We start from the raw sequence: 21,233 nt of genomic DNA, 5'->3' as shown, positions 1-21,233 counted from the left end.
TATGATTTCAGACAAGCAAATCCTTCACTTCTCGCAGAACAGTAACCAGACTTGCCGCGTCGCGCGGACCGTCATATCGCGTGCCGTTGATGAAAAGCGTGGGTGTGCCATTGACGCCGCTTCGCAATCCACCGCGAAAATCTGTTTCAATGCGCTCCTGAAAACGACCGTCGAAGGCGGTTGCGAGAGTTACTGGCGCTATGCCGAGAGCTGTCGCATATTCGTGAAGATCATGATCGGTCAGCGCGCTTTGGTTTTTGTAAAGAAGATCATGGGCTTGCCAGAACAGGCCTTGTGTAGCGGCCATTTCAGCAAATTCCGCTGCGTGAAGCGCATGGGGATGCATTTCGGCAAGCGGGAAATTACGGAACACGAACCGTAAATCCTCACCCATTGCCTGCTGCGCTGCTTTCAGAACGTAATAAGCTTCGCCGCAATATGGGCATTCATAGTCGCCATATTCGACAAGGGTTACACCGGCTATCTCATATCCCTGGATGTGATCCTGTTTACTAACCGGAATGCTCAACTTGCTCATGATTGCAGCTCCTTAGTGGTTGGTTTGGCCTCAAGCATGTCGAGGGCTTCAAGAATGCCATCGGCTCCAGGGTTGATGCCCAGCGGAGAAACATAGCTCCATCGGATAATGCCATCGGCATCGATGACGAACAGCGCACGCTCTGCCACGCCATCCTTTTGGCGATAGACGCCATAGCTCCGGGCGACTTCACCCTTGGGTTCAAAATCTGCGAGAAGCGGGAAATGCAATTTGCGCTCTGCTTCAAAGGCGGCATGGCACCACACACCATCTACCGATATGCCGAGCAGCTGCGCCTTCGCATGGTGAAACTCCGGAAGAATTTCGTTATAAAGTCCCATCTGATCGCTGCAGACCGGACTCCAGTCAGCCGGGTAAAATGCGAGTATCACCGGAGCGCCACGCAGATCGCTAAGCGATACCGTTTGATCCGCCGTTGCAGGTAAAGTGAACGCAGGCGCAACAGTGCCTGCAGCGAGTGCGTGTGAGGGATTATCGCCGGGCATGATCGAACTCCTTTGCAGCTTCAATGCGCTCCAAGGTTAGGCAGCGCAGCAAGGCAGCTCAATCAGATGAACGGATAGTGTTCAGATACTTAGGTCTATTGGGGAGCAGAGTTGGGACCCAAACCTAGGTATAGGTTCGCAACCACTTAAATTGCTCTATGGTTTCGCGCAGTCGAATCTGGGGAACGACAAACGATGTCTAAATATGCAGAGGGCGTGCATAAGCGAGGCAGTGAACTGGCGGTCGGCTTTGTCGCACTGGCGCTGGCGCTTGCTGTCTTTTACGTCGATACCTTCACCGATATTGAAGGCGCTATTGCCGTTCTCTATGCCATCGTGCTGCTGCTGGCAGCCGAAGTGACAGGGCGCACAGGCATTATCCTGAGCGGCATTGGCTGCTTCATCCTCACCATCATATCCTATTATGCGACCCATGGTCCGGAGCCGGATTTTCAGACAACCATTCGACTGGCAGTCGCTGTTGCTGCAGTTGTGGTCACAGCGGTTCTCATTCTGAGAAACAAAATGGGGCAGCAGGAATTGCTCGCCTCCCACGCAGCGCTCAAAGATAGCGAAGCGCGCTATCGCTCGATTTTTGACCGCACACGCGTTGCCCTATGCGAGCGCGATTATTCACGGCTTCGCCAGCATCTGATTCAGTTGAAGGCGCAAGGCATCACTGACATCGAAGACTACGCCCGCACGCATCCGGATTTCGTCCATCAATGCATTGGCATGACCGATACGGTCGCAGCCAATGAAGCAGCCTATGAACTTTTAGGGGTTGATCTGGGGCAGGCGCATCGACTTGGCAGTCTCTTCGTTCCACGCGATGACCAATTTGTGCATGTGTTGCAAGCGCTGCTCGATGAACAGCGCTATTTTGAGAACAAGGTTGAGTTTCACACCCAAAGTGGTGAAGAGCGGCTGGCGCTGCTGAGCATCAGCTTCCCAAGCGATCCTGCTGCTTTCAACCGCGTTGTGCTGAGCATGGTCGATATTACCCAGCGCGAACTGGCGCAGAAGGCGCTGGTGGAAGCACAGGCTGAACTGACCAAAGCCTCGCGGGCCGCAACTGTCGGTGCCTTGTCTGCCTCGCTTGCCCATGAACTCAACCAGCCGGTTGGCGCCATCATGCTCAATGCGCAGACAGTGCTGCGCTGGCTCGACCGTGATCCGCCGGACCTGACCGCCGTGCGACGCTCTGCGGAACGGATCATTCGCGACAGTGACCGCGCAAGCGAGATTATCCAGAACACGCGCAACATGCTGAGTCAGGCCAAGCGGCGGGTGGAATCCATCGATCTCACCATGTTGGTTCGCGAAACCATTGCGCTCATGGAACATGAGCTGCAACGCAGCAGCACGCAGGTACGCATGGCACAGAACTGGCGTTCGCCCGTGATTGAGGGCGTGCGGATTGAGCTTCAACAGGTGATTATCAATCTTGTGACCAACGCCATTCAAGCGATGGAAGCATCCAGAACCCGTTCGCGTTCAATTGTGATCACGATCGGACGCACCGACAATGACCATGCCGTAATCAGCATTCGTGACAGCGGACCGGGAATAGATCAGGATACGCTCAAGCGGCTATTCATGCCGTTTCATACAACCAAGGCTTCCGGCATGGGCATGGGGCTTTCGATCTGCCGCAGCACGGTTGAAGCAAGCGGTGGAACCCTGACCGGAACCAACCACGAAACAGGTGGCGCGGAATTTGAAATGCGCCTGCCGATCAACTGGGAAGTGCAGGATGCCTGAGATACGCAAGCCCCAAAAGCAACCAAACGACAAGCCGGTGGTCTTCATCATCGATGACGATCCGTCGATGCGGGAATCGCTGGCCGATCTGTTTTTATCCATGCAGTTTGATGCGGAAGCATTTGAAACAGCCGCAGCCTTCATGGCCAAATTCCCGAATCAATCACGAATGGAAAGACCCGGCTGCATTCTCCTCGATGTCCGTTTGCCGGGCATCAGCGGCCTTGATTTCCAGAGCCAGCTTGAAAAATCGGGCATTCGCCTTCCCGTGGTTTTCATGACAGGCTTTGGCGATATTCCGATGACGGTACGTGCGATGAAGGCAGGCGCCGTCGACTTTCTCACCAAGCCGTTCAAGGAACAGGATGTGCTCGATGCAGTGAGTTCGGCTGTGCAGCGCGATAGCGTGCGCAGGCAGGAGGCAGCGCAAAATCAGGCTGTCGTCGAACTGGTGCAGACATTGACCCCACGCGAGCGGGAAGTGATGGACGCGGTCGTCACTGGCAAAATGAACAAGCAGATCGCCTTTGATCTTGGTATCAGTGAAGTGACGGTGAAGCTTCATCGCGGCAATGTCATGCGCAAGATGGATGTGCGTTCTCTTGCCGATCTGGTTCGCAAGGCTGAATTCCTCAGCGAAACGACAAAGTGACCTGTATCTAAGTATGGTATATTTGTGCTCTGCCAGAGCGCATAAAGGGCCTTAAGTGCATCTCTAAAAACAGGAATCGTTTTCGGGATGCACGATCAGATTTTAGCAATTCAAGGTCCAATATCTTGTCCGCAGCGCAAATTCATACCATAGCCATTGTTGATGACGATCAGGGCATCCGGGAAGCTCTCGACGATCTCGTCAAATCCTGCGGTTATGAAAGCCGTCTTTTCGCATCAGCCGAAGAATATCTCGCCTATGAGGCGCAATCGGATATCGATTGTATGCTGGTTGATGTGAAAATGCCGGGATTAAGCGGAATCGAGCTTCAGGCCGAACTGAACAAGCAGACGGCCCATCCGCCGATGATCTTCATGACATCCTTTGAAGACGACCGTACTCGCAATGCGGCCATGGAAGGCGGCGCTTTCGCTTTTCTGGGCAAGCCGGTCGATGTGACCAAACTGCTCGACCATCTTGAGCACGCACTCCGATCATAGGGTTGGGGAACAGCATACCAATCGCCGGGGATAGATAGACCTCGGTATAGATGTGGTCCTTTCCCTGCTCTCGTAAACTTCTCCTGCACCAGAAATTGTTGCCGCTGGCAACGAGAGGAGAAGCCGCCATGACCACCCATCGCATAGATGCAAAAAGCGCCAACGATCATTCCACGAAGCCGACATTCGGCAATCCTGATCTGCCGCCCGAAGGCGCGGTCAACGCCAACGCCGGAAGCCTGACTGATCCCGGTCCGAAGAACCCGGCGCTTAACGCACAGTTTCCATCTTTCCAGAATCCGCCTGCAACCGATATCGGTGATATGCAGCTCTTTTGGGGTTCATTCAACAATGCGCCAAAGCGTATTCAGAATGGCGGCTGGGCGCGTCAGTTGACACAATCCGACTTTGCAATTTCCGCAGAAATTTCCGGCGTCAACATGCGCCTGAGTGCAGGGGGCATTCGTGAGATGCACTGGCATCGCGCGGCGGAATGGGCAATCGTGACCAATGGTCGTTGCCGCATCACTGTGCTTGATACTGCAGGCCGCGCCTATGTGCAGGACGTTGAAGCAGGCGATCTTTGGTATTTCCCTGCAGGCTTTCCGCATTCCTTGCAGGGGCTCGGTCCTGATGGCTGCGAATTTGTTCTGGCATTTGATGAAGGCGATCAGTCCGAATATAACACGCTGCTGGTAACAGATTGGCTGGCGCATACACCGCCCAGCATTCTTGCCAAGAATTTCGGCATCGACGAAGACGCGATGAAGTCGATCCCGCTCAACAATCTCTGGATTTTTCAGGGTCGCGAGCCGGGTGAACTTTCCAACGATCAGGAAGAGGTTTCATCAGCTGGTCTGCCCCCTTTTCCCTTCACCTACAAGCTCAGCTCTGCAAAGCCATTGAAGGAAAACCGTTCTGGCGCCATCCGCATGGCCGACAGCTCGATCTTCAAGGCATCCACCACGATTGCTTCTGCAATCGAGACGATCAAGCCCGGCGGTGTCCGCGAGTTGCACTGGCACCCCAATGCCGATGAATGGCAATACTGGATCAAGGGCGAAGGCCGCATGACCGTTTTCGATGCAGGCCCCCGCGCCCAGACGGCAGATTTCAGAGCTGGCGATGTCGGCTATGTGAAACGCAGTCAGGGTCATGTGATTGAAAATACCGGCACCACCGATCTTCAATTCGTCGCCGTGTTCAGGACGGCTGAATATCAGGAAGTGTCGTTGTCTTCTTGGCTGACGCATACGCCAGCCGATCTTGTTGCACAGCACCTCAATATCGATGTTGTCGATTTGCGGAAACTGCCTTCCGACCAGCCGGGCATGGTACCCCGTTGATAAAACCACCAACCAAAAAGGCGGCCAAATGGCCGCCTTTTTTATTGTCTGTAAAAGCAATTCTTTCGTAGAGCGCCGTGCGCCCTTTTGGGCGCACAAAGGTCGCTCTAACACTTTATATTTACAGCATAATTTTACCTTAAACTGATTCAAGTTTAAGGAATTATGCTGTAGTCAATGCTGGGCAGCAATCGAGCTGCGAACACGAAAAGCGACGACCTGAATGGCCAGCGCTATGATGGCGAGCAAACCGCCCAGCAGGCTTACATCAAGCCAGCCGCCATGTTTCCATGCAAGCGTCGAGAGTGCAGCGCCCGCCGCTCCACCAAGGAACATGGCCGTCATGAAGATGGTATTGAGGCGGCTCCTTGCTTCCGGATCAAGTGCATAGATGATGTGTTGATTGGAAACGAGAGCGCTCTGGATACCGAAATCGAGCACGATCACACCAATGACCAGTGCCATAAGCGACGACCAGAGGCCGAAAATCACCCACGAAATCAGCGTGAGGATTGCGCCCATAAGCACGACAAAGTGCGGACCTTTGCGGTCGGCAATCCGGCCTGCAAATGGCGCTGCAAAAACACCAACTGCACCCACAATACCAAAGAGACCGGCAACATCTGCGCCCAAGCCAAATTCAGCCGTTTGCAGGTAAAGCGCGAGAATGGTCCAGAAGGCCGTGAAGGCTGCAAAAAGCGCTGCCTGCGTCAATGCTGCAATGCGAAGGGCACTGTGTGTTTTCCAGATTTTAGCCAGCGAACGGATCGCCGTGTGATAGCGCATATGCGATGTTGAACGATGGTTCGGCAGCGCAAAAAACATCAGCAAGCCGGCAAAGAGCGCCAGCGGCACGCCGATCCAGAACATTTCACGCCAGCCAGCATGTTCACCGACAAAGCCGGAAAGCGTACGGCTGAACAGAATGCCCGAAAGGACGCCCGCCATCACCGTGCCGATGGTCGCGCCGCGCTTTTCAGGCACGGCTAGCGACGCCGCAAACGGCACGATCTGCTGTGCGACTGTCGAGCTTGCACCTACGATGAGTGATGCAATCACCAGAGCCAGCGCCGATGGTGCGACAGCGGCAATGGCAAGCGCTACTGCCAGAATGATGAACTGGCCGATAATCAGCTTGCGCCGGTGAACGATATCCCCCAACGGAAGCAGGAAGAACAAACCAGCGGCATAGCCAAGCTGCGTGGCGGTCGGGATAAGGCCGGTCATTGGATCGTTTGGAAAATCGGCTTCGATGATCCCAAGCATTGGCTGATTGTAATAGATATTTGCAACCGCCACGCCGCTGGCTACGGCCATTGCGAACAGAGCCCCTTTGCCGATACCGGCGCTGGCTTGCCCGGCTTGCGTTGAAGATTGGCTTTTATCGTCCATTTTGCTGCCCTCTTATGGTTGGTCCCGAGGAAAGTGGGAGGCGCTTTCCGGCGGAACGATGCGTGAAAAACTTTGGATAGGGCGGCTATCAAAGGCACCTTGAAGCGAGAGCCGCTCTACCGCGATCGATGCCTGACTATCTAGCTTTTTATCGATTTTCGTTTTAGTGATCTTGAATGATCTGCCTGTATAACGAAAATCGATATAATGAATACGGATGACGTTGTTGTATTTCTGGCGGCAGTGAATGCCGGAAGCCTGGCTGAAGCGGCCCGGAGGCTTGGTCTCCAGCCGATGGTTGCCACACGCCGTCTCGCTGCTCTTGAAACAATGCTCGGTGTCCGGCTGCTGCATCGCACGACACGTTCGCTTTCGCTGACACCTGAAGGTGAAACCTTCCTGCCTTTTGCGCGCGCCATGATCGAAAATGAAACCGAAGCCAAAGCGCTGCTGCGGGCAGAAGCCAGAGGTGCAGCAGGTCTTTTGCGTGTTTCGGTTCCCGTCGCCTTTGGCCTTCGCTATGTCACGCCGTTTGTGCCGCAACTTCTTGAGCAGAATCCAGAATTGCGTATCGCGCTCGATCTCACGGATCACTTGCCCGATCTGGTTGCGAGCGGGACGGATCTCGCGATCCGCATTGCCCGGCTGCGCGACAGCAGCCTGATTGCGCAGAAACTCAGCGACAATCGTCGTTGCATCGTTGCAAGCCCGGACTATCTGGCCAGACGCGGCATACCGCACGCGACTGATGAGATTGCAGAGCATGACTGCCTGCCGCTCGGCTCTGCAACACACTGGACTTTCTCGACGCCCGAAGGCGAAAAGCACATTCGTCTTAACGCCCGCTTTTCCGCCAACACGATGGAGGGCTGTTATGCCACCTGTCTTGCGGGCGGTGGGCTTGCACTTCTATCGACCTGGTATGTGAGTGAAGATGTGAAGGCGGGGCGTCTGGTCAGGCTCAATTTCGGTGATGCAAGACCTGAAACGCTCAATATCTGGGCGGTCTATCCGACCACCAGACTGGTCTTGCCGAAGGTCCGGGTTTTCATTGCCGCATTGAGGGAGGCCATTGCGGCATCGGCTGAAAACTTTCACGCGTGAAACCTCAGTAAATTTCCGCGACTGCAAGTTTCGCCCTAACATTTGCCCCAACATTCGGACGTGTCTGATAACGGCGCCATGCGCTTGGTGTCGTACCGGTGATCCGGCGAAACACGCGCGACAGGTGAGCCTGATCGGAAAGGCCGCAATCAAGCGCGATTTCGCAGAGAGGCGCGTTACTGTTGAGCATCTTGTCCTTGGCAAATTCGACACGGCGCTTAATCACATAATTATGTGGTGAAACGCCAAAGCTGTTCTTGAAGGCTGCCGAGAAATAGCTGGTGCTGAGCTTGACCTGACGCGCCATTTCATCAAGCGAAATCGTGTAGGAAATGCGCTCATCGATAAAGCGGCACACACGCTTGATCTGCCAGGGCGCCAGTCCGCCGACAACGATCCGATCCGCCACATCATTGCCGTCAACCATGCGTGTACCGAGCAGGCTTGAAGCCTGATTGACCAGATCGATGGCGATTGTCTCATCTTCTTCGAGAAGCTTTACGGCATTCAACAAGAGGGCAGAGACCTTGATTGATGTCTCGCTTGCGAACTTGTCGAGGGGAAGGCGTGGCTGCTTGTGGTCAACTGGCGTTGCAAAATGTGACATCATCGATCTCCCGTAAAATCGTTGAACTGCGTTGGATATGGGAGGATTTTGGGATGATACGGCGCGGTACGAAACCGTACTATGAGTGCAAAACCATACACCTGAGTTTTTGCTACTCTATACTTGGGTATAGGGTGAGTGGGTTTGTGCTTCACCTCGCGCACAAACGAAAAAAGGGGCCAATGGCCCCTTCTTTTGTGTGACTGAACCTGCGATCAGCCGTTGGTACCGCGCAGCGTTTCAAACAGGAACCAGACGCGGCGTTCGCCTTCGTCGATCCAGTTTTCGAGCAGGCTTGCGGTTGCCACATCGCCATATTCGTCGCAAAGTTCGTGCAGCACCCGCATACTTTCAACAAGTGCCTTGTTGTCGTCGCGCAGCTCGGCGAGCATTTCATGCGGATGCACAAACTCCGCATCATTATCGAGAATGCGCTGGTGGCGCGAAATATCGCCGATGGAGCGCAGGGTGTTGCCACCCAGCTTGCGGGCGCGTTCTGCCAGATCGTCGGTGATGGCAAAAATCTGATCACCCTGTTCATCCAGCAGCAGGTGATAATCGCGGAAATGCGCGCCAGACATGTGCCAATGGAAATTCTTGGTCTTGAGATAAATGGCAAACACATCTGCGAGCAGAGCGGTAATGCCGCCGGAAATTTCCTTCACGGCTTCTTCCGAAAAACCGCTTGGTGTCTTGAGAGAGGCAGAGCGACGGGATTTTACATTATCAGTCATGATGATGGTCCTTTCGTTCGTAAATGGCTGTTGTCGGTTTGAGAGCAGGGGGATTCCGGGGCGCGCCCTGAGGCAGACTTCAATGAAGGGCGTGGAAAATCATGGCAGCTCAGCCAGTCAACCGGCAGGTCGACTGGTTCAGGCAGCATATCAAGACCGTCACGCACGCGCTCTTCAAGCAAGCGAGGTTTCTCAGTCATGGCGGATCGCCTTTCCAGCTTTGCACAAATGCATACTGTATGAGCCACGGACGATAATCTTGCATATTTCGATGTCATTTGGATATGTCATCGCGATCACAAAAGCGAAAACGTCAAGAGGAGTTCCGCTCGCCGTCTCACCCCGATATCGAGCCGAAATTACGACTGGATGAATTCCAGAACGTCGGCGTTGAACTTGTCGGCTTCGGTCTCCGCCAAACCATGCGGCGCGCCGGGATAAACCTTGAGCGTTGCATTTTTCACGATCTTGGCGGTCTTTTCGCCCGCGGCTGCAATCGGCACGATCTGATCGTCATCGCCGTGGATCACCAGCGTCGGCACTTCGATCTTTTTCAGATCATCCGTATAATCGACTTCCGAGAACTCGCGAACGCAGTCATACAGCCCCTTGATCGAACCGACCATGCCCTGCAGCCAGAAGTTCTCGCGCAGGCCTTCATTGACCTTGGCGCCTTCGCGGTTGAAGCCATAAAATGGCAGCGTCAAATCTTTGAAGAACTGCGAGCGGTCGGAGCGGGTGCCCTTGCGAATGCCGTCGAAGACTTCAATCGGCGTGCCTTCGGGATTGTTTGCAGTCTTGAGCATCAATGGCGGAACGGCACCAACCAGCACGGCTTTTGCAACGCGGCTATTGCCGTGACGACCGATATAGTGAGCAACTTCGCCACCGCCCGTCGAATGGCCGACAAGGATCACATCCTTGAGGTCGAGCTTTTCAATCAGCTCTGCAAGATCATCGGCATATTGATCCATGTTGTTGCCATTCCATGGCTGATCAGAACGTCCATGACCGCGACGATCATGCGCGATAACGCGGTAGCCTTTCTCAGCGAAAAACAGCATCTGCACGCTCCAGGCATCGCCCGAAAGCGGCCAGCCATGCGAGAACAGGATTGGCTGACCTGTGCCCCAGTCCTTATAGAAAATCTTGGTGCCGTCTTTGGTTTCGATGAAGTTCGTAGTCATGGCCGTAGATCCTTTTGCTTGGGAGGAGAGGACTGGACCCGGCTTCAAATGCATTCGCTTTGAAGCTCTGATCTGCCATCCGATCTACAGGCGTGCGTGTTCAGGGTCTTGATGATTTGCGGCATGTTTGGACAATTGCGGGATCGTCAAAGCAAAAGATGCGAATGACCGCTCGTAACGAGCATTCGCATGAAAAAAATCGATTAGTTCGCAGCTTATGGGTTGCCGTCGGCAAGACGCTTGATGCCAGCCATGCTGATGACGGTAAGTTTCTGACGGCCGCCACGAACGAAACCCTGGCCTTCCCAGTTGCTGAGAATACGCGAAACCGTATGCAGCGTTGTTCCCGTCATTTCGGCGATATCCTGACGGGTGATGGGGAAGTCGATGCGGATGCCGTCTTCTTCCTTCTTACCCGCTTGCCGGGCGAGACGCAGAACGGCATGTGCCACGCGACGCTCAACTTCTTCGGTCGACATCTCGCGAATTCGGGTATGGGCTTCTTCAAGTCGCTTGCCAATTGTCTGGATCGCATTCATCGCAAGGCCGGGATTCTGTTCGACGAAATAGTCCCAAAGCTCTGTTGGCCAGGCCAGAACAATGCTTTCGGCTACCGCCATTGCCGTGCCGGGATAGTCGCTGCGTTGCAAAGCCTTGGCGAAGCCGAATAGATCGCCGGGATGGACCATGCGAACGATGATCTGCTGTCCGTCGGGAGTTACCTGATTAACCTTGAGGCGACCGTGAAGCAGCAGAAAGAACAGGACGGCGTCATCGCCCTGTTCAAAAATGGTTTCGCCCGGAACGACACGCCGCGTTGAGGCGTAAGACACAAGCTTGTCCAGCTCGTCATCGCTCATCTTTGCGAACAACGATAGTTTTCTGACAAGCCCGCGATCTATCGTGGCCATCACGCATCCCCTACTAAAAATCCCCTTCGTCGCTTTAGCACAGCAAGAGGAATAAGGGATAGTCTCGGGGGCATAAAATAGGGCATTCAAGCATAAACCATCATATTGAGAATTCTTTCAGCCGTTTCAGCACGACCGCATACCAGCGACCGTCACGAACCAGCCGAAAGCCCAGATTGTCGGGTGGCACACCGACGCTACAGCCGCCTGTCTTGGGGTTGCGGATGAAAGAGCTCATGGCGGCACGGTGCTTGCCATTAACCACATAGACGCCGCAGACAGGTGTTTCGGCAACGATCTTGCCATAGGCATCGATATTCACACGGCGATGACAGGTCTGTGTCCATTCCCATACATTGCCGGCAACGTCGGCGATGCCAAGTTCGTTTTCACCAAATGCACCTGCAGAACGGACTTCAGGGCTACGCTCGAGTTTGCGCGCGCTCTGCTGCTCATAGTCCTTGAGCCATCTTAAAGCGGGGTTGGCTGCGGCATCGTCCTCAATGCCCAGAGCGGTATCGGTAAAGCGTGAACCGGCAGCAAAAGCCCATTGCTCGTCGGTCGGCAAATGCCAGACTTCACCGGTCTTTTGCGATAACCATTTGGCATAGCTTTCCGCATCATCGTAGCTCACGCCGACAATGGGTGCATTGGCGCCCAATCCGTTTCGATTATGCGGTAACGCTTCCGCCGGTTGGCAGCCACCATCGGCGATGCAGCGCTCATAGTCGGATGCGCTGACCTGATATTTCATAATCTCAAAGGATTGCGCGAGTTTGCGCGTCGTCAGTGGTGCATCCACCGGATAATTGTTCTGTTGAAAGTCGCCATCAGCGCGATAGGTCATGCTGCGCGGTGCAACGACAATGGTCTGCGGGCGCTCAAATTGGGTATCCCGAGAGCTGCGCTCTGCGCGTCCTGCGGCATCGACCACAAACAGACCCGCCACCACCGCCAGCAAGACAGCGGGCACAGCCACAGCCAACTCCCGAAGGCGCTTCTTCTTGTTACCTTTCGTCATTTGGTGTCACGGAGCCGCGTCCTTCAATAGATACGGCTCCGAGCCTTTCCTTATTCGATAATCACCAAAGAAGTTTTCAGTCTTTCGTTACATCCCAGACGGGGCCAGAACCGACGTCATCAGATCGTCATTCCATTCGCCGGTGACTTTGAAGTGCGCGGCTGCACCCAGTTCAAAGGCTTCGATCAGATTGTGGTTCACATAGGCATAGATGCCAGGTTGCTGGAATGTGTAGAAGGCTGCTGCCGCGGCTCCGCCCGGAATGAACCAGGTTTCCTGATCGAGATCTGGCGGCGTGTTGAACTTGCCAGTTGCCCAGACATAGTCACCATGTCCGCCGATGAGGTGAGGTCTCGTATCGCGATTGGCTTGCGAGTGAACGATCAACACCTTCTCGCCGACCTTGGCGGTCATTGCCTTGTCACCGGTCAATGCACCGACTGCACCGTTAAAGACAACATGGGTCGGTGTCAGGGTACGCATCACCTTCACAGTGTCTTCATATGCATCGCCTGGAGCGTCGTATTTCTTATACTGACCAGCTTCATCGCGAGGCACATAGAAGTCCTGCTCGCCGACATAATAGATCTTGTCATAAGAAAGCTTGTTACCCTTGCCATCGTGCAGTCCGTCGCGCGGCAACACCATGATCGCCCCATTCATACCCGAGACAACGTGCCAAGGAACCATTCCGGGAGGTGCGCAGTGGTAGACGAAAACGCCGGGCTTGGTGGCCTTGAAGCGAAGGACCGTCTTCTCACCGGGGTTGATTTCGGTAAGCCCACCGCCACCCAATGCGCCGGTTGCCGCATGGAAATCGATGTTGTGCATGAGCGTGTTGGTTTCAGGATTGATGAGTGTCAGCTCAACATAATCGTCCTGATGCACCACCATCAGCGGGCCGGGAACGGTGCCATTGAAGGCCATGGCATGAACTTCAGTCCCCGCATCATCAATGCTGATCTTCTTTTCTTCGATCACCATCGTAAATTCGACAACCTTCGGCCCACCCTCTGCGGCCTGGCTGTGAGCGTGGACGAATGGCGGGTTCACCAGTTCCACTTTCTGCCGGGGTAGTGCTGCAATTTCCGCTGCACTGGCCTTCCGGATTGCGCCATTACCCCAGGCGGATGTTGTCGCAAGCACCGGGGCTAACGCACCAGCGAGTGCTGCTCCTGCCAGTATCGTGCGGCGGTTGATCTGCATCTGGTCTGCCATCGATTCTCTCCTATACGATAGGACCGAGCGCTCTTTGCTCTGTCGTTTTATCTATAGGAGATCGGGAAGGTTCCTTCCTTGACCGCAATCAACATGGACCATAAATCGATGAAATAATTATCGTTTATTTACAATGCTTTATGTGAAATGAACCAAGTTTCTAAGGGCTTATTTGCGATAGCACAAAGGACGATTACAGCCTGAGCGTGTTGTCAAAAGTAAAACCAGCGATTGATAAATTTCAATCGCTGGTCTTCGCGAAGCGGTTGGGGTCATGTTTTCTATAAGGACAGGCCAGTGAAACGGGCTTGTACTTCCGGCAGTGCCATCTCCGGCATCCATGCGGGCTCATATGTCAGCTCGACATTGGCGCGTGAGACGCTCTCGACCGCTTCCACGCAAGTTTGCACGGCTTGGATGAGAAATCCCGCAGCAGGACAGCCGGGTGTGGTCGTGGTCATCTGAACGTTGACCAGCCCGCCGGATAAGATCTCGATGTGATAGATCATCCCCAGATCAACCAGATTAACGCCCAGCTCTGGATCGAGGATCAACCGCAGTGCATTAAGGATCGCATATTCGAGTTGAGCATCTTTTTCGCTGTGCATGGTTTTGTCCTCACGCTTCACCAACACGGATCATGATGCGGTAGGCGCTGCCTGTTTCATCGAAGTTGCCGACCCATTCATGGCCTCGTCGTTCAAGCTCTGGAAACAGGAAGAGTGGTTCGCGGTGCAGCAAAGCAAACAAAACGTCGCCGCGCGTCATGCGTTCGAGTTCTGCCAGTATATGAACCATTGGCTCAGGTGGTTGCATGTCTGAGCAATCGAGATAATGCGAAGGTTCAGGCCAGATATCGGGCGAACTTACATTGTTCGACAGCTGGATTTCCGGCACCGCGTCTTGCGTTGGAGAAAACAGCGTTTGCCAGTCGCCGTCACCGATCGGTTGCGGCTCTGCACGAAACCCTTTGCGTTCCATCACGGCAAAAAGCGGAACCGGTTTGAAGGGTGTTACAAGCAGGAGACTCTGGCCGGGCAGCAGATTTTCCGCGGCATCCATGATTGCCTGAAACGGCTCTACGCCACTTTTGAGCAAGGGACGCACGTCCAGCTCCCGATGGGCGATTTCCTGAATGGATAAACTCATTTCGACCTCCTAAAGCGTGTCGCGGAAAAGTGGGAACCAGTTTTCCGATATCGACATGCGTAAAAACAAAGACTTAAAGCGTGTCGCCCGGCTGCGATAAAACGCGGCGCGCTTTAAGCACGGGCGCACCGGCATGAATAAGGTTGGGCAGGATCACGCCATTGGGCAGGCGCAGATTGATTGGTACGTCCAGAAGCCGCCGGGCGCGGAAGAAGTGAACGCTCAAAGCCAGAATGGCGATAAGGCTGAGTGCGGATGACAGTCTGAAAATAGTCAGATGGTTGAAGATCAGGGCCAATGTGCAGAACCAAACGCTCCCATAATAAAGGATGAACCAGTGCCGCGCATTTTGCTCGCGCACCATGTCCTGAACACGCGGCGTCTGCACGCGGCCCATGACAGGGCCATAGCATTCGAGCCAGGTGAGAAACGGAACGATCTTGTAAAGCTGCGCGAGGCTGAGGCCTGAAAGCCAGCCAAAGACGAAAAGATAAACGAGTGCTGCGACCATCTGGTCTGTCACACCGGTCCAGAGCATCGTCAGGGCAAGCAGCATGGAAATCAGCAATGCAGCAAAGGCTGAAATACTGGCCATGCTGTTTAGTTCGATCGCCTTGCGTTTGCGTTGGCGATAGATTGCACGCACGTCGAGAGCATAAAGAGCAATACAGGCAATAGCCGGAACAAGTGCGATAGATAGCGCAATCGCTGGCTGACCGATGCCGAATGCAAAAACTGTGACGCTAAAGCTGAGGATCGTCAGTGCGGCTAGACCGAGCCACCATAGAAGCCTGGTTCGTTTCGTGTTGCTGTCAGGCGAAAGCATGAACATGGTGAGCAATCGATAGCTCACACCCATCGCGGTGAAAGTCATCCAGCCGCCGAGTGCTAGCGCTGCATGGATAGAGACAGTTGATCCGGCGATTTCAAGAGCCATCATCTGCTCCGTCGCGCCGGACAGCACGAAAGTATAAAGCCCGCCAAGACTGGCAACGATCAGCAGGCAGCCAATGCCGACGGCCACAAAACGCGTTGGCAATGAAATAGGCCGGGCTTTCCAGATGGTCACACCAAGCATCAGAACGATCAGCGAAAAGCCTGCGATTAAAAGCAGCCCGGATATGGGAAGCAGCGCAATTGTATCTTCAAGCAATCCGGCCATGCCTGCGAAGCCCAAAAGCAATCCGATCAGGCCCGAAAGCAGCAGCAGAAGGGCTGGCAGTTGTGCGGAACTGCCCCAAAGCGGCTTTGCAACCAGAACCGGCACAAATTGTAGCAGCGCACCGCACATCAGCAGTGCCAGCCAGCCAATGGCGATGATATGGACGAGAATGAGGGTTTCCGGTGCCCGAATTCCGTGGAACGGATAGCCAAAGCCGCCTGCCATCATTCCGACCCCGATTATGAGGAAGGCGAGGGAGGCTGCAAAATAGGACAAAGTCCAGCGGGAAAGCGCGGCACCGATCATCTCAAACCTTGATGAAGAACAGCTTAGTGATTGCCGCAAGTGCATTCATGGTCTGAACCATGGATCTTGCGTCGTGCAATTTCGACACGCCAGATAGGGCCGTTCTCTTTATAGACCCAGGAAAATTCATCGGGATTTCGTGTTTCCAGCTGGCGGCGCAAAGGTACCGGATCGTGATCGTTGACGATCTCCAGCGCATCGCCTGGCTCCAGCGTATCGATCATGGAAAAGATCGTCGCATGTCGCGTGATGGGTGGAATGGTGCGCACGTCGATGACTGGATTTGCCGAAACTGGTTCGATTGGCATTATAGTTTTCCCAGGCCGTCATTGTCGAAAGATGATGACGACAGCCAGCGCCATCATGAGAGCTTTTCTAATCTGATCGATGCGAAGCTGCTTTGTTGCATCTCAAACAAGATGACAAATAATGGCTCTCAGGCAGAACAGCCTTGTTCTGGATCAATTATGATATGTTCGTGCTCCACTATGATGCGGATCCTGGAAATGTTCACTGAACCACGATTTCTGAGGTGAAACTTGCGGATGATATCAGATCTCTTCGATCATAACCGGCAATGGGCTGCGGAAAGAGAGCGGGAAGACCCTGATTATTTCAGGCGGTTGTCTGCCATGCAGCGACCGGAATATCTGTGGATCGGCTGTTCCGATAGTCGTGTACCCGCCAACGTCGTAACGGGTTTGCAGCCGGGGGAAGTTTTCGTCCATCGCAACGTCGCCAACCTTGTTCATCGTGCTGATCTTAATCTGCTTTCCGTGCTTGAATTTGCGGTGGAAACGCTGGAGATCAAACACATCATCGTTTGCGGTCATTACGGTTGCGGTGGCGTGCGTGCAGCCATGGATGGGTATCGCCACGGGATAATCGATCATTGGTTGCAGCCTGTTCGCGATATCGCGCAGGCATCAGAAACCGAACTGGAGGCCATAACGGAGCCGGAAGAGCGGTTAAACAGACTTTGTGAGCTGACGGTCGTTTCTCAAGTGCAAAGCCTTTCCCGAACCCCCGTTTTGCAATCGGCATGGAAGGAGGGAAAGAGCATTGCTATCCATGGGTGGATTTACGGCCTTAAAGACGGATTGCTGCGTGATCTTGGTTGCAATTGTACCGGCCCCGATGGGCAATTGTCCTGTACGGATGCGGACAGTTACAGCGGTTCCAGTTAAGAAAGAATCGTTGGAACCACTGTAACTGTTTGTTTTTACGCATTATCCGACGCAAAACCGCTTCGCACTTTTGCTGGAAATACTAAAAGACAATTTGAGCAGTCACTTATCCAAACACTTCCCGCTTTTCCGATTTGGCGGCAAGCAAGGCTTCCAGCATCAGATTTTCAGAGAGGATGTGGCGGCGCAAGCTCTCGAGAAAGCCGCGGATCATATAGGCCACCGTATCGGCTGCGAGCGGGCATCGTCCTTCAGACACGGCTTGCAGGGTTGCTGCAAGCTCTTCGGCGGAAAGCCGGTCGCAGCGGTGTTCAGCCTTCAACCGCTCAATAACGACCGTTGCAAAGCCCGATCCGGCATGATGGTCGAAATCCGGAAACAGCACTGTCTCTTCCAGCAAATGTGCTTCTGAAAGAAGCGCAGGAATTGCTTTGGCGAGTGTTTGATAATCGAACGCTGTCGCGGTACCGGTCGTTACATCTTCCGCAGCTTCTTCGAGCTGCAGGCACAGTTCAAGCAAGGCATTGTGGTGTGTTTCCAGCCTATTGATGTCGGCTGCATGAAGAGGGGAGCCAGCGGTCATGTCCGGTTCCAACTATTGGCCAAAGAATAGCACGATGGCGATCACGATGGATGCTGCAACGGCCGACAACGTACCAGCACCCTGCAAGGCTCCCATGCGGTAAAGAATGAGCGAGAAGCCGATAATGGCGGGGGTAGCAACCATGAGCCCGATCTGTGCATCTGTCATTGAAATGTTCCTTTGCTCTGAAAATGCATAATGCATCTGCGGTCGCGATTTTTCTTTGCCAAAACGCAAAGAACGGCATGGCCGCTCAGTCTAGGCATGACCCATGCTTGGAACGGAAGATACAGCCTTTGCGGCGACGATTTCGGACGATGAGCCGGGGGAAAACCTCCTGCTTTGGATTCTCGTCTGGAGTGAACTCATCACCTTTGCAATTTTGCTGATTGCCTTTCTGGTGATGTCGATCATCGATATTGCAGGTGTTGCCCAATTACGGGTGCATCTCAGTCCGGGTCTGGCGGCGACCAATACAATTGTCTTGCTAATGAGCGGCTGGCAGGCAGCAATTGCTGTACGGCGACGACATAATGGGAAGGAGGCACGATATCCGCTTCTGTATGCGGCGTTTTTTGGCCTGATTTTTGTCGCCGTCAAATTCATCGAATACTCGCATGAAATGCAGTTTGTCGGCGATGAATCGGCAGGCGCATTTTTCGAGCTCTACTTTCTCCTCACCGGCTTTCACCTCATGCATGTGCTGTTTGGATCGATCATTCTGGCGCTGGTCGCATGGCGGCCATCCGCTTCCAATGTTCTGCTCATCACCACTCTTTGGCACGCCATTGATCTCGTATGGCTGGTGATGTTCCCAGTCCTCTATCTTGCGTGAGGCAACGAATGACACACAAAGGTCGCATGTCTTTAAATCGCACGCTTTTCATTCTGCTTTTTCTTGCGCTCACTGGCGCGCTGATTGCCAGTCTCAGCCATGGAAGGTTGATGGCGATTGTGGTGGTGCTGATTCTCGCCTTTGCAAAAGGCTGGTTCGTCATCCTGGATTTTATGGAAATGCGCGGCACCAAAGGCGGGCTCAAGCCTGCCTTGCTCGCGTGGCCCGCCGCTTTGCTCACACTTGCGCTGGCGCGTTCTGTCGCAGTGCGCTTCCTGCTTTGAAGAACAGCTGTGGTCTTTGCCAAAACGCAAAGACGTCTTTCGCCTGCCCGATAGAAGGATGAAGTCCCGTGATGCTGGTGAGGGGTTTGACGAGCCGCATAATCGACGGGGGATCAGAGCGCATCCCGAAAAGTGTGAAACGGCTTTCGGGGCAAAGATGCGCGTTAAAACAAATATTTAGAGCGCTGATCTGGTTCATTCGGATCGAAATGCGCTCTGAATGCCGAGGCTCTGCCTTCGGCCAATGAAAGGACGAAGGGGATGGCAGAACGCCTAACCAAGACCGGCGCCCGAAACGTCTTCTACGGCGGTTCCATTTTCTTTTTCGCGATCTTCGTGGGACTGACGGCGCACAGCCATTACTACATGAAAACCACATCCACGGATGAGTCGACGCTCACTGATGCAGTCGCGCGCGGCAAACACATCTGGGAGAAAAACTCCTGCATCAATTGCCATACGTTGCTGGGTGAGGGCGCCTATTTCGCGCCCGAACTGGGCAATGTCTGGAAGCGTTGGGGCGGCGAAGAAGACCCGGAAGGCGCTCGTGAAACGATGAAAGCCTGGATGCAGGCGCAGCCTACCGGAATCGAGGGCCGTCGTCAGATGCCGCAGTTCAACCTGAGCGAACAGGAACTCAACGATCTGGCTGATTTCCTCGAATGGACAAGCCGCATCAAGACGCAGGACTGGCCACCAAATGAGGCAGGCTGAGGCGCGGGATGAACGGAGTTTTATGATATGAAATATGAAAGCCAAAAGGTTGCGATGCTCTATTTTTATGGAGCGCTCGTCTTGTTCGTAGCACAGGTCGCATTCGGTGTTCTTGCCGGTACGATCTATGTCCTGCCCAACACGCTCTCCGAGCTTCTGCCCTTCAACATCGTCCGCATGATCCACACCAATGCGCTGATCGTCTGGTTGCTGATGGGTTTTATGGGTTCAACCTATTATCTCTTGCCTGAAGAGACAGAAACCGAACTTTATAGCACCAAGCTTGCTGTCATCCAGTTCTGGATGTTTTTCGTTGCCGCAGGCGTTGCCGTTGTGGGTTATCTCTTCAAAATCCATGAAGGCCGTGAGTTTCTTGAACAGCCCTTCATCATCAAGGTCGGCATTCTCGTCGTCTGTCTGATGTTCATGTTCAACATTACCATGACCGCCTTGAAGGGCCGCAAGACCACAGTCACAAACATTCTGCTGTTCGGTCTGTGGGGCTTGTCTCTGTTCTTCCTCTTTGCCTTCTATAACCCGGTCAATCTCGCCATCGACAAGCTTTATTGGTGGTACGTGATCCATCTCTGGGTTGAAGGTGTGTGGGAGCTCATTATGGCTTCGATCCTCGCCTTCCTGATGATTAAGCTCAATGGTATCGACCGTGAAGTCGTCGAAAAATGGCTCTATGTGATCGTCGGTCTGGCCCTGTTCTCAGGCATTCTAGGCACTGGTCATCACTATTACTGGATTGGTGCTCCTGGTTATTGGCAGTGGATCGGCTCGCTGTTCTCGACGCTGGAAGTCGCTCCGTTCTTCACCATGGTCATCTTTACTTTCGTGATGACATGGAAGGCCGGTCGCAAACATCCAAACCGTGCCGCATTGCTCTGGTCAATCGGTTGCTCGGTGATGGCATTCTTCGGTGCAGGCGTATGGGGCTTTCTGCACACACTGTCGTCCGTCAACTATTACACCCATGGCACACAGCTGACAGCAGCTCATGGCCACCTCGCCTTCTTCGGGGCCTATGTCATGCTCAACCTTGCAGTCATGGCCTATGCCATCCCCGAACTGCGCGGACGTGCGCCTTATAACCAGATGCTTTCCATGGTGAGCTTCTGGGCGATGTGTACGGCGATGTCTGTCATGACCTTCGCACTTACTTTCGCAGGTGTGGTGCAGACCCATCTGCAGCGTGTGCTGGGCGAAAGCTTCATGGTCGTGCAGGACCAGCTGGCACTGTTTTACTGGATACGTCTGGGTTCCGGCGTCGTGGTCGTAATCTCTGCCTTCATGTTCATTTGGGCGATGCTCGTTCCAGGCAAGGAACGCCGGGAAAACGCATCTGGCTTTGTACAGCCCGCTGAATGATCGACACGAAAGCCTCGCCTTCGAGCGAGGCTTCTTCACTTAGAGCGGCTCCAATCATGATTGAATAGCTATAGCCGCTCTAATCATTTGTTTTCACGCATTTTCCTCACGCAAAACCGCTTCGCACTTTTGCCGAAAATGCTTTGACCAAAGGAAGAC

The 21,233-nt window shown here is 53.8% G+C and carries 26 protein-coding genes; 10 read left to right on the top strand and 16 right to left on the bottom strand.

The genetic code is table 11. From position 1 onward, the window contains the following. Nucleotides 1-7: 7 nt before the first annotated feature. Together ABWV94_RS08825 and ABWV94_RS08820 are read right to left on the bottom strand one after the other, a co-directional pair. The gene (locus ABWV94_RS08825) at nt 8-538 is read right to left on the bottom strand and encodes a DsbA family protein (protein WP_353413238.1); all 531 of its coding nucleotides are present in this window, start codon (nt 536-538) and stop codon (nt 8-10) included. Then, nucleotides 535-1,044 carry a peroxiredoxin gene (locus tag ABWV94_RS08820; RefSeq protein WP_105520075.1) on the bottom strand — a complete coding sequence of 170 codons (510 nt, stop codon included), beginning with the start codon at nt 1,042-1,044 and terminating at the stop codon, nt 535-537. The genes ABWV94_RS08825 and ABWV94_RS08820 overlap by 4 nt, the downstream gene beginning before the upstream one ends. Before the next feature lie 195 nt (nt 1,045-1,239). Here ABWV94_RS08820 and ABWV94_RS08815 point away from each other — a divergent pair, with 195 nt between their 5' ends. The 4 genes from ABWV94_RS08815 to ABWV94_RS08800 all read left to right on the top strand — a co-directional run bounded on the left by ABWV94_RS08815 (nt 1,240) and on the right by ABWV94_RS08800 (nt 5,306). Beyond that, a complete protein-coding gene (locus tag ABWV94_RS08815; RefSeq protein ID WP_353413236.1) occupies nt 1,240-2,808 on the top strand; it encodes a sensor histidine kinase in 1,569 nt (522 codons plus the stop codon). Then, entirely contained in the window at nt 2,801-3,460 is a 660-nt protein-coding gene (locus tag ABWV94_RS08810) for a response regulator transcription factor (RefSeq protein ID WP_064321307.1), read from the top strand. Before ABWV94_RS08815 ends, ABWV94_RS08810 begins: the two co-directional genes overlap by 8 nt. A gap of 125 nt (nt 3,461-3,585) precedes the next feature. Then, nucleotides 3,586-3,960, top strand: coding sequence for a response regulator transcription factor (locus tag ABWV94_RS08805; RefSeq protein WP_007877530.1), 375 nt, complete (start codon nt 3,586-3,588; stop codon nt 3,958-3,960). A 128-nt stretch (nt 3,961-4,088) separates the two neighbouring features. Beyond that, nucleotides 4,089-5,306: a cupin domain-containing protein gene (locus tag ABWV94_RS08800; protein ID WP_079213341.1), complete on the top strand. Its 1,218-nt coding sequence runs from the start codon at nt 4,089-4,091 to the stop codon at nt 5,304-5,306. A 174-nt stretch (nt 5,307-5,480) separates the two neighbouring features. On the opposite strand, the gene ABWV94_RS08795 is transcribed toward ABWV94_RS08800, so the two are convergent. Next, nucleotides 5,481-6,698 carry an MFS transporter gene (locus tag ABWV94_RS08795; RefSeq protein ID WP_353413234.1) on the bottom strand — a complete coding sequence of 406 codons (1,218 nt, stop codon included), beginning with the start codon at nt 6,696-6,698 and terminating at the stop codon, nt 5,481-5,483. Nucleotides 6,699-6,905: 207 nt separating this feature from the next. On the opposite strand from ABWV94_RS08795, the gene ABWV94_RS08790 reads away from it, so the two are divergent. Next, nucleotides 6,906-7,802, top strand: coding sequence for a LysR family transcriptional regulator (locus ABWV94_RS08790; RefSeq protein WP_353413232.1), 897 nt, complete (start codon nt 6,906-6,908; stop codon nt 7,800-7,802). A gap of 4 nt (nt 7,803-7,806) precedes the next feature. Here ABWV94_RS08790 and ABWV94_RS08785 read toward each other — a convergent pair whose 3' ends face one another. From ABWV94_RS08785 to ABWV94_RS08735, 11 genes are all read right to left on the bottom strand, one after another. Further along, the gene (locus ABWV94_RS08785) at nt 7,807-8,412 is read right to left on the bottom strand and encodes a helix-turn-helix domain-containing protein (RefSeq protein ID WP_353413230.1); all 606 of its coding nucleotides are present in this window, start codon (nt 8,410-8,412) and stop codon (nt 7,807-7,809) included. Nucleotides 8,413-8,624: 212 nt separating this feature from the next. Beyond that, on the bottom strand, nt 8,625-9,143 hold the full coding sequence (locus ABWV94_RS08780; RefSeq protein ID WP_007877542.1) for a Dps family protein: 519 nt from the start codon (nt 9,141-9,143) through the stop codon (nt 8,625-8,627). After that, nucleotides 9,140-9,343 carry a hypothetical protein gene (locus ABWV94_RS08775; RefSeq protein ID WP_353413228.1) on the bottom strand — a complete coding sequence of 68 codons (204 nt, stop codon included), beginning with the start codon at nt 9,341-9,343 and terminating at the stop codon, nt 9,140-9,142. The genes ABWV94_RS08780 and ABWV94_RS08775 overlap by 4 nt, the downstream gene beginning before the upstream one ends. Before the next feature lie 159 nt (nt 9,344-9,502). Further along, nucleotides 9,503-10,330 carry an alpha/beta fold hydrolase gene (locus tag ABWV94_RS08770; protein WP_007877543.1) on the bottom strand — a complete coding sequence of 276 codons (828 nt, stop codon included), beginning with the start codon at nt 10,328-10,330 and terminating at the stop codon, nt 9,503-9,505. 215 nt (nt 10,331-10,545) lie between these two features. Continuing rightward, entirely contained in the window at nt 10,546-11,241 is a 696-nt protein-coding gene (locus tag ABWV94_RS08765; RefSeq protein WP_007877544.1) for a Crp/Fnr family transcriptional regulator, read from the bottom strand. 100 nt (nt 11,242-11,341) lie between these two features. Continuing rightward, nucleotides 11,342-12,262 (bottom strand): SUMF1/EgtB/PvdO family nonheme iron enzyme, encoded by a 921-nt coding sequence (locus ABWV94_RS08760; RefSeq protein WP_353413226.1) that lies wholly within the window; start codon nt 12,260-12,262, stop codon nt 11,342-11,344. Between the two features lie 87 nt (nt 12,263-12,349). Then, complete coding sequence (gene nirK / locus ABWV94_RS08755) at nt 12,350-13,480, bottom strand: copper-containing nitrite reductase (RefSeq protein WP_353413224.1); 1,131 nt, start codon at nt 13,478-13,480, stop codon at nt 12,350-12,352. A gap of 281 nt (nt 13,481-13,761) precedes the next feature. Further along, nucleotides 13,762-14,088: a metal-sulfur cluster assembly factor gene (locus ABWV94_RS08750; RefSeq protein WP_353413222.1), complete on the bottom strand. Its 327-nt coding sequence runs from the start codon at nt 14,086-14,088 to the stop codon at nt 13,762-13,764. Nucleotides 14,089-14,098: 10 nt separating this feature from the next. After that, the gene (locus tag ABWV94_RS08745) at nt 14,099-14,629 is read right to left on the bottom strand and encodes a DUF2249 domain-containing protein (RefSeq protein WP_353413220.1); all 531 of its coding nucleotides are present in this window, start codon (nt 14,627-14,629) and stop codon (nt 14,099-14,101) included. 73 nt (nt 14,630-14,702) lie between these two features. After that, nucleotides 14,703-16,097: a hypothetical protein gene (locus ABWV94_RS08740; RefSeq protein ID WP_353413218.1), complete on the bottom strand. Its 1,395-nt coding sequence runs from the start codon at nt 16,095-16,097 to the stop codon at nt 14,703-14,705. 23 nt (nt 16,098-16,120) lie between these two features. Further along, on the bottom strand, nt 16,121-16,405 hold the full coding sequence (locus ABWV94_RS08735) for a DUF2249 domain-containing protein (protein WP_064321297.1): 285 nt from the start codon (nt 16,403-16,405) through the stop codon (nt 16,121-16,123). Between the two features lie 237 nt (nt 16,406-16,642). Between ABWV94_RS08735 and can the strand changes: the two genes are divergently transcribed. Continuing rightward, nucleotides 16,643-17,284, top strand: a complete 642-nt coding sequence (can, locus tag ABWV94_RS08730; RefSeq protein ID WP_064321296.1) for a carbonate dehydratase — start codon at nt 16,643-16,645, stop codon at nt 17,282-17,284. 106 nt (nt 17,285-17,390) lie between these two features. Here the strand turns inward: can and ABWV94_RS08725 are convergent, their stop codons facing one another. Continuing rightward, nucleotides 17,391-17,867, bottom strand: coding sequence for a hemerythrin domain-containing protein (locus ABWV94_RS08725; protein ID WP_353413216.1), 477 nt, complete (start codon nt 17,865-17,867; stop codon nt 17,391-17,393). A gap of 12 nt (nt 17,868-17,879) precedes the next feature. Beyond that, nucleotides 17,880-18,035, bottom strand: a complete 156-nt coding sequence (locus ABWV94_RS08720; RefSeq protein WP_353413214.1) for a hypothetical protein — start codon at nt 18,033-18,035, stop codon at nt 17,880-17,882. 103 nt (nt 18,036-18,138) lie between these two features. Here ABWV94_RS08720 and ABWV94_RS08715 point away from each other — a divergent pair, with 103 nt between their 5' ends. The 4 genes from ABWV94_RS08715 to ABWV94_RS08700 all read left to right on the top strand — a co-directional run bounded on the left by ABWV94_RS08715 (nt 18,139) and on the right by ABWV94_RS08700 (nt 21,074). After that, the gene (locus tag ABWV94_RS08715; RefSeq protein ID WP_353413212.1) at nt 18,139-18,702 is read left to right on the top strand and encodes a cytochrome c oxidase subunit 3; all 564 of its coding nucleotides are present in this window, start codon (nt 18,139-18,141) and stop codon (nt 18,700-18,702) included. 8 nt (nt 18,703-18,710) lie between these two features. Continuing rightward, the gene (locus ABWV94_RS08710) at nt 18,711-18,986 is read left to right on the top strand and encodes a cytochrome C oxidase subunit IV family protein (protein WP_353413210.1); all 276 of its coding nucleotides are present in this window, start codon (nt 18,711-18,713) and stop codon (nt 18,984-18,986) included. A 261-nt stretch (nt 18,987-19,247) separates the two neighbouring features. Next, nucleotides 19,248-19,700 (top strand): c-type cytochrome, encoded by a 453-nt coding sequence (locus ABWV94_RS08705; RefSeq protein ID WP_064321292.1) that lies wholly within the window; start codon nt 19,248-19,250, stop codon nt 19,698-19,700. Nucleotides 19,701-19,727: 27 nt separating this feature from the next. Then, on the top strand, nt 19,728-21,074 hold the full coding sequence (locus tag ABWV94_RS08700) for a nitric-oxide reductase large subunit (protein ID WP_007877571.1): 1,347 nt from the start codon (nt 19,728-19,730) through the stop codon (nt 21,072-21,074). The last annotated feature ends 159 nt before the right edge of the window (nt 21,075-21,233 follow it).

Origin of the sequence: Brucella sp. NBRC 12953 (assembly GCF_040369775.1) — a bacterium.
GTDB classification, from domain to species: Bacteria; Pseudomonadota; Alphaproteobacteria; order Rhizobiales; family Rhizobiaceae; genus Brucella; species Brucella pseudogrignonensis.
Note: the sequence above shows the minus strand (reverse complement) of the source record. Positions and strands in the feature narration are given on the sequence as shown.

What these genes read in the sequence shown, in the direction of transcription:
- ABWV94_RS08825 (WP_353413238.1), bottom strand. Translation starts at nt 538, where the DNA reads ATGAGCAAGTTGAGCATTCCGGTTAGTAAACAGGATCACATCCAGGGA.
- ABWV94_RS08820 (WP_105520075.1), bottom strand. Translation starts at nt 1,044, where the DNA reads ATGCCCGGCGATAATCCCTCACACGCACTCGCTGCAGGCACTGTTGCG.
- ABWV94_RS08815 (WP_353413236.1), top strand. Translation starts at nt 1,240, where the DNA reads ATGTCTAAATATGCAGAGGGCGTGCATAAGCGAGGCAGTGAACTGGCG.
- ABWV94_RS08810 (WP_064321307.1), top strand. Translation starts at nt 2,801, where the DNA reads ATGCCTGAGATACGCAAGCCCCAAAAGCAACCAAACGACAAGCCGGTG.
- ABWV94_RS08800 (WP_079213341.1), top strand. Translation starts at nt 4,089, where the DNA reads ATGACCACCCATCGCATAGATGCAAAAAGCGCCAACGATCATTCCACG.
- ABWV94_RS08795 (WP_353413234.1), bottom strand. Translation starts at nt 6,698, where the DNA reads ATGGACGATAAAAGCCAATCTTCAACGCAAGCCGGGCAAGCCAGCGCC.
- ABWV94_RS08790 (WP_353413232.1), top strand. Translation starts at nt 6,906, where the DNA reads ATGAATACGGATGACGTTGTTGTATTTCTGGCGGCAGTGAATGCCGGA.
- ABWV94_RS08785 (WP_353413230.1), bottom strand. Translation starts at nt 8,412, where the DNA reads ATGATGTCACATTTTGCAACGCCAGTTGACCACAAGCAGCCACGCCTT.
- ABWV94_RS08780 (WP_007877542.1), bottom strand. Translation starts at nt 9,143, where the DNA reads ATGACTGATAATGTAAAATCCCGTCGCTCTGCCTCTCTCAAGACACCA.
- ABWV94_RS08775 (WP_353413228.1), bottom strand. Translation starts at nt 9,343, where the DNA reads ATGACTGAGAAACCTCGCTTGCTTGAAGAGCGCGTGCGTGACGGTCTT.
- ABWV94_RS08770 (WP_007877543.1), bottom strand. Translation starts at nt 10,330, where the DNA reads ATGACTACGAACTTCATCGAAACCAAAGACGGCACCAAGATTTTCTAT.
- ABWV94_RS08765 (WP_007877544.1), bottom strand. Translation starts at nt 11,241, where the DNA reads ATGGCCACGATAGATCGCGGGCTTGTCAGAAAACTATCGTTGTTCGCA.
- ABWV94_RS08760 (WP_353413226.1), bottom strand. Translation starts at nt 12,262, where the DNA reads ATGACGAAAGGTAACAAGAAGAAGCGCCTTCGGGAGTTGGCTGTGGCT.
- nirK (WP_353413224.1), bottom strand. Translation starts at nt 13,480, where the DNA reads ATGGCAGACCAGATGCAGATCAACCGCCGCACGATACTGGCAGGAGCA.
- ABWV94_RS08750 (WP_353413222.1), bottom strand. Translation starts at nt 14,088, where the DNA reads ATGCACAGCGAAAAAGATGCTCAACTCGAATATGCGATCCTTAATGCA.
- ABWV94_RS08745 (WP_353413220.1), bottom strand. Translation starts at nt 14,629, where the DNA reads ATGAGTTTATCCATTCAGGAAATCGCCCATCGGGAGCTGGACGTGCGT.
- ABWV94_RS08740 (WP_353413218.1), bottom strand. Translation starts at nt 16,097, where the DNA reads ATGATCGGTGCCGCGCTTTCCCGCTGGACTTTGTCCTATTTTGCAGCC.
- ABWV94_RS08735 (WP_064321297.1), bottom strand. Translation starts at nt 16,405, where the DNA reads ATGCCAATCGAACCAGTTTCGGCAAATCCAGTCATCGACGTGCGCACC.
- can (WP_064321296.1), top strand. Translation starts at nt 16,643, where the DNA reads ATGATATCAGATCTCTTCGATCATAACCGGCAATGGGCTGCGGAAAGA.
- ABWV94_RS08725 (WP_353413216.1), bottom strand. Translation starts at nt 17,867, where the DNA reads ATGACCGCTGGCTCCCCTCTTCATGCAGCCGACATCAATAGGCTGGAA.
- ABWV94_RS08720 (WP_353413214.1), bottom strand. Translation starts at nt 18,035, where the DNA reads ATGACAGATGCACAGATCGGGCTCATGGTTGCTACCCCCGCCATTATC.
- ABWV94_RS08715 (WP_353413212.1), top strand. Translation starts at nt 18,139, where the DNA reads ATGCTTGGAACGGAAGATACAGCCTTTGCGGCGACGATTTCGGACGAT.
- ABWV94_RS08710 (WP_353413210.1), top strand. Translation starts at nt 18,711, where the DNA reads ATGACACACAAAGGTCGCATGTCTTTAAATCGCACGCTTTTCATTCTG.
- ABWV94_RS08705 (WP_064321292.1), top strand. Translation starts at nt 19,248, where the DNA reads ATGGCAGAACGCCTAACCAAGACCGGCGCCCGAAACGTCTTCTACGGC.
- ABWV94_RS08700 (WP_007877571.1), top strand. Translation starts at nt 19,728, where the DNA reads ATGAAATATGAAAGCCAAAAGGTTGCGATGCTCTATTTTTATGGAGCG.